The following is a 3,407-nucleotide window of genomic DNA, read 5'->3' as shown; positions in this document are numbered from 1 at the left end:
CCGGCGGTGTCCTACTCTCCCACACAGTCTCCCATGCAGTACCATCGGCGCTGAGAGGCTTAACTTCCGGGTTCGGAATGGGACCGGGTGTTTCCCCCTCGCCAAAACCACCGAACGCCTCAACGCACCACCCACACGGGTGTGCAAGTCTCAACGTCCGAGCAAGGCTCGGTATTTTGTTGTCATGCGGAATCCCCAGGTTGTTTTCCGGGAACCACACAGGGACGCGAACATCGCAGCGATTCGAATTGAACGTCATGTGTGTTCAAGCCACTCGGCCTATTAGTACCGGTCGACTCCACACGTCACCGCGCTTCCATCTCCGGCCTATCAACCCGATCGTCTACCGGGGGCCTTACACCCACAAAGGGGTGGGAGAACTCATCTCGAGGAAGGCTTCCCGCTTAGATGCTTTCAGCGGTTATCCCGACCGAACGTAGCCAACCAGCCGTGCCCCTGGCGGGACAACTGGCACACCAGAGGTTCGTCCGTCCCGGTCCTCTCGTACTAGGGACAGACCCTCTCAATTCTCCTACGCGCACAGCGGATAGGGACCGAACTGTCTCGCGACGTTCTAAACCCAGCTCGCGTGCCGCTTTAATGGGCGAACAGCCCAACCCTTGGGACCTACTCCAGCCCCAGGATGCGACGAGCCGACATCGAGGTGCCAAACCATCCCGTCGATATGGACTCTTGGGGAAGATCAGCCTGTTATCCCCGGGGTACCTTTTAGCCGTTGAGCGACACCACTTCCACACGTAGGTGCCGGATCACTAGGCCCTGCTTTCGCACCTGCTCGACACGTCCGTCTCACAGTCAAGCTCCCTTGTGCCCTTGCACTCGCCACCTGATTGCCAACCAGGCTGAGGGAACCTTTGGGCGCCTCCGTTACACTTTAGGAGGCAACCGCCCCAGTTAAACTACCCACCAGGCACTGTCCCCCACCCGGATCCACGGGTGCGGGTTAGACGCTCAAAACGACCAGAGTGGTATTTCACCAACGACTCCACCGACACTGGCGTGCCGGCTTCACAGTCTCCCACCTATCCTACACAAGACGCTTCAGGCGCCAATGCCAAGCTGTAGTGAAGGTCCCGGGGTCTTTCCGTCCTGCTGCGCGAAACGAGCATCTTTACTCGTACTGCAATTTCACCGGGCCTGTGGTTGAGACAGCGGGGAAGTCGTTACGCCATTCGTGCAGGTCGGAACTTACCCGACAAGGAATTTCGCTACCTTAGGATGGTTATAGTTACCACCGCCGTTTACCGGCGCTTAGATTCTCAGCTTCGAAGGAACAAGTCCCTCTAACCGGTCCTCTTAACGTTCCGGCACCGGGCAGGCGTCAGTCCGTATACAGCGTCTTACGACTTCGCACGGACCTGTGTTTTTAGTAAACAGTCGCTTCCCCCTGGCCTCTGCGACCCCACCCAGCTCCCCGTGCAAGACGGTTCACCAGACGTGGTCCCCCTTCTCCCAAAGTTACGGGGGCAATTTGCCGAGTTCCTTAACCACAGTTCACCCGATCGCCTTGGTATTCTCTACCTGACCACCTGAGTCGGTTTAGGGTACGGGCCGCCAGTACACTCGCTAGAGGCTTTTCTCGACAGCATGGGATCACTCACTTCACCTAAAACGGCTCGGCATCAGCTCTCAGGATATGCGAGAGACGGATTTACCTATCTCTCTCCCTACAGCCTTACCCCAGGACAACCATCGCCTGGGCTGAGCTACCCTCCTGCGTCACCCCATCACTCACCTACTACCCCCTCGGGTCCCACGCTCCCCACCCACTAGGCCCGAAGGCCCCGAGGATGGTTCGGGTGGTTAGCATCAGAGGGTTCAGCGTTGGCGCATACCAGCGGGTACGGGAATATCAACCCGTTGTCCATCGACTACGCCTGTCGGCCTCGCCTTAGGTCCCGACTTACCCTGGGCGGATTAGCCTGCCCCAGGAACCCTTGGTCATCCGGCGCACACGTTTCTCACGTGTGACTCGCTACTCATGCCTGCATTCTCACTCCCGCAGCCTCCACCACTCGATCACTCGGCGGCTTCACCGGCTACAGGACGCTCCCCTACCCATCACACCCCCCGAAAGGGATGCAATGCCACGGCTTCGGCGGTGTGCTTGAGCCCCGCTACATTGTCGGCGCGGAATCACTTGACCAGTGAGCTATTACGCACTCTTTCAAGGATGGCTGCTTCTAAGCCAACCTCCTGGTTGTCACAGCAACTCCACATCCTTTCCCACTTAGCACACGCTTAGGGGCCTTAGCCGATGATCTGGGCTGTTTCCCTCTCGACTACGAAGCTTATCCCCCGCAGTCTCACTGCCACGCTCTCACTTACCGGCATTCGGAGTTTGGCTGACGTCAGTAACCTTGTAGGGCCCATCAGCCATCCAGTAGCTCTACCTCCGGCAAGAAACACGCGACGCTGCACCTAAATGCATTTCGGGGAGAACCAGCTATCACGGAGTTTGATTGGCCTTTCACCCCTAACCACAGGTCATCCCCCAGGTTTTCAACCCTGGTGGGTTCGGGCCTCCACACCGTCTTACCGGCGCTTCACCCTGCCCATGGCTAGATCACCCCGCTTCGGGTCTACAGCATGCGACTAAAAACGCCCTATTCAGACTCGCTTTCGCTACGGCTACCCGCCACCGGTTAACCTCGCCACACACCATAACTCGCAGGCTCATTCTTCAAAAGGCACGCCATCACGAACACAAGAAACAAGTTCCCTGTGAGGACGCTCTGACGGCTTGTAGGCACACGGTTTCAGGTACTATTTCACGACCCCTCACCGGGGCACTTTTCACCTTTCCCTCACGGTACTAGTCCGCTATCGGTCACCAGGAAGTATTCAGCCTTACCACGTGGTCGTGGCAGATTCACACGGGATTTCACGGGCCCCGTGCTACTCGGGAACACACCCAGAAGCCACTCGAATTTCGTCTACCGGACTCTCACCGTCTACGGTCGGCCATCCCAAGCCATTCAACTATCCGAGCAGTTTGTAACTCCTCGACCCAGCGGCAGCTGGATCAGGGTGGTCCCACAACCCCGCACACGCAACGCCTGCCGGCTATCACACGCGCACGGTTTAGGCTCCTCCGCTTTCGCTCACCACTACTCACGGAATCACTATTGTTTTCTCTTCCTGCGGGTACTGAGATGTTTCACTTCCCCGCGTTCCCACCAACCTGCCTATACATTCAGCAGGCGGCGACACCCCATGACGAGTGCCAGGTTTCCCCATTCGGAAATCCCCGGATCAAAGTCTGGTTGCCGACTCCCCGAGGCATATCGCAGGCTCCCACGTCCTTCATCGGCTCCTGATGCCAAGGCATCCACCGTATGCCCTTAAAAACTTGAACACACAAAACGATCAAAACAAATCGCAGA

At 57.7% G+C, this 3,407-nt stretch carries 2 rRNA genes; both read right to left on the bottom strand.

The features are described from left to right. Window positions 1-115: ribosomal RNA gene (rrf, locus tag ABGB11_RS42245) — 5S ribosomal RNA — on the bottom strand; the annotation flags it as partial. A 146-nt stretch (window positions 116-261) separates the two neighbouring features. Then, window positions 262-3,379, bottom strand: a 23S ribosomal RNA gene (locus tag ABGB11_RS42240). Between the last annotated feature and the right edge of the window lie 28 nt (window positions 3,380-3,407).

Origin of the sequence: Actinomadura sp. B10D3, from assembly GCF_039871695.1 — a bacterium.
GTDB lineage: Bacteria > Actinomycetota > Actinomycetes > Streptosporangiales > Streptosporangiaceae > Spirillospora > Spirillospora madurae.
This window is presented reverse-complemented; position numbering and strand designations above follow the sequence as displayed.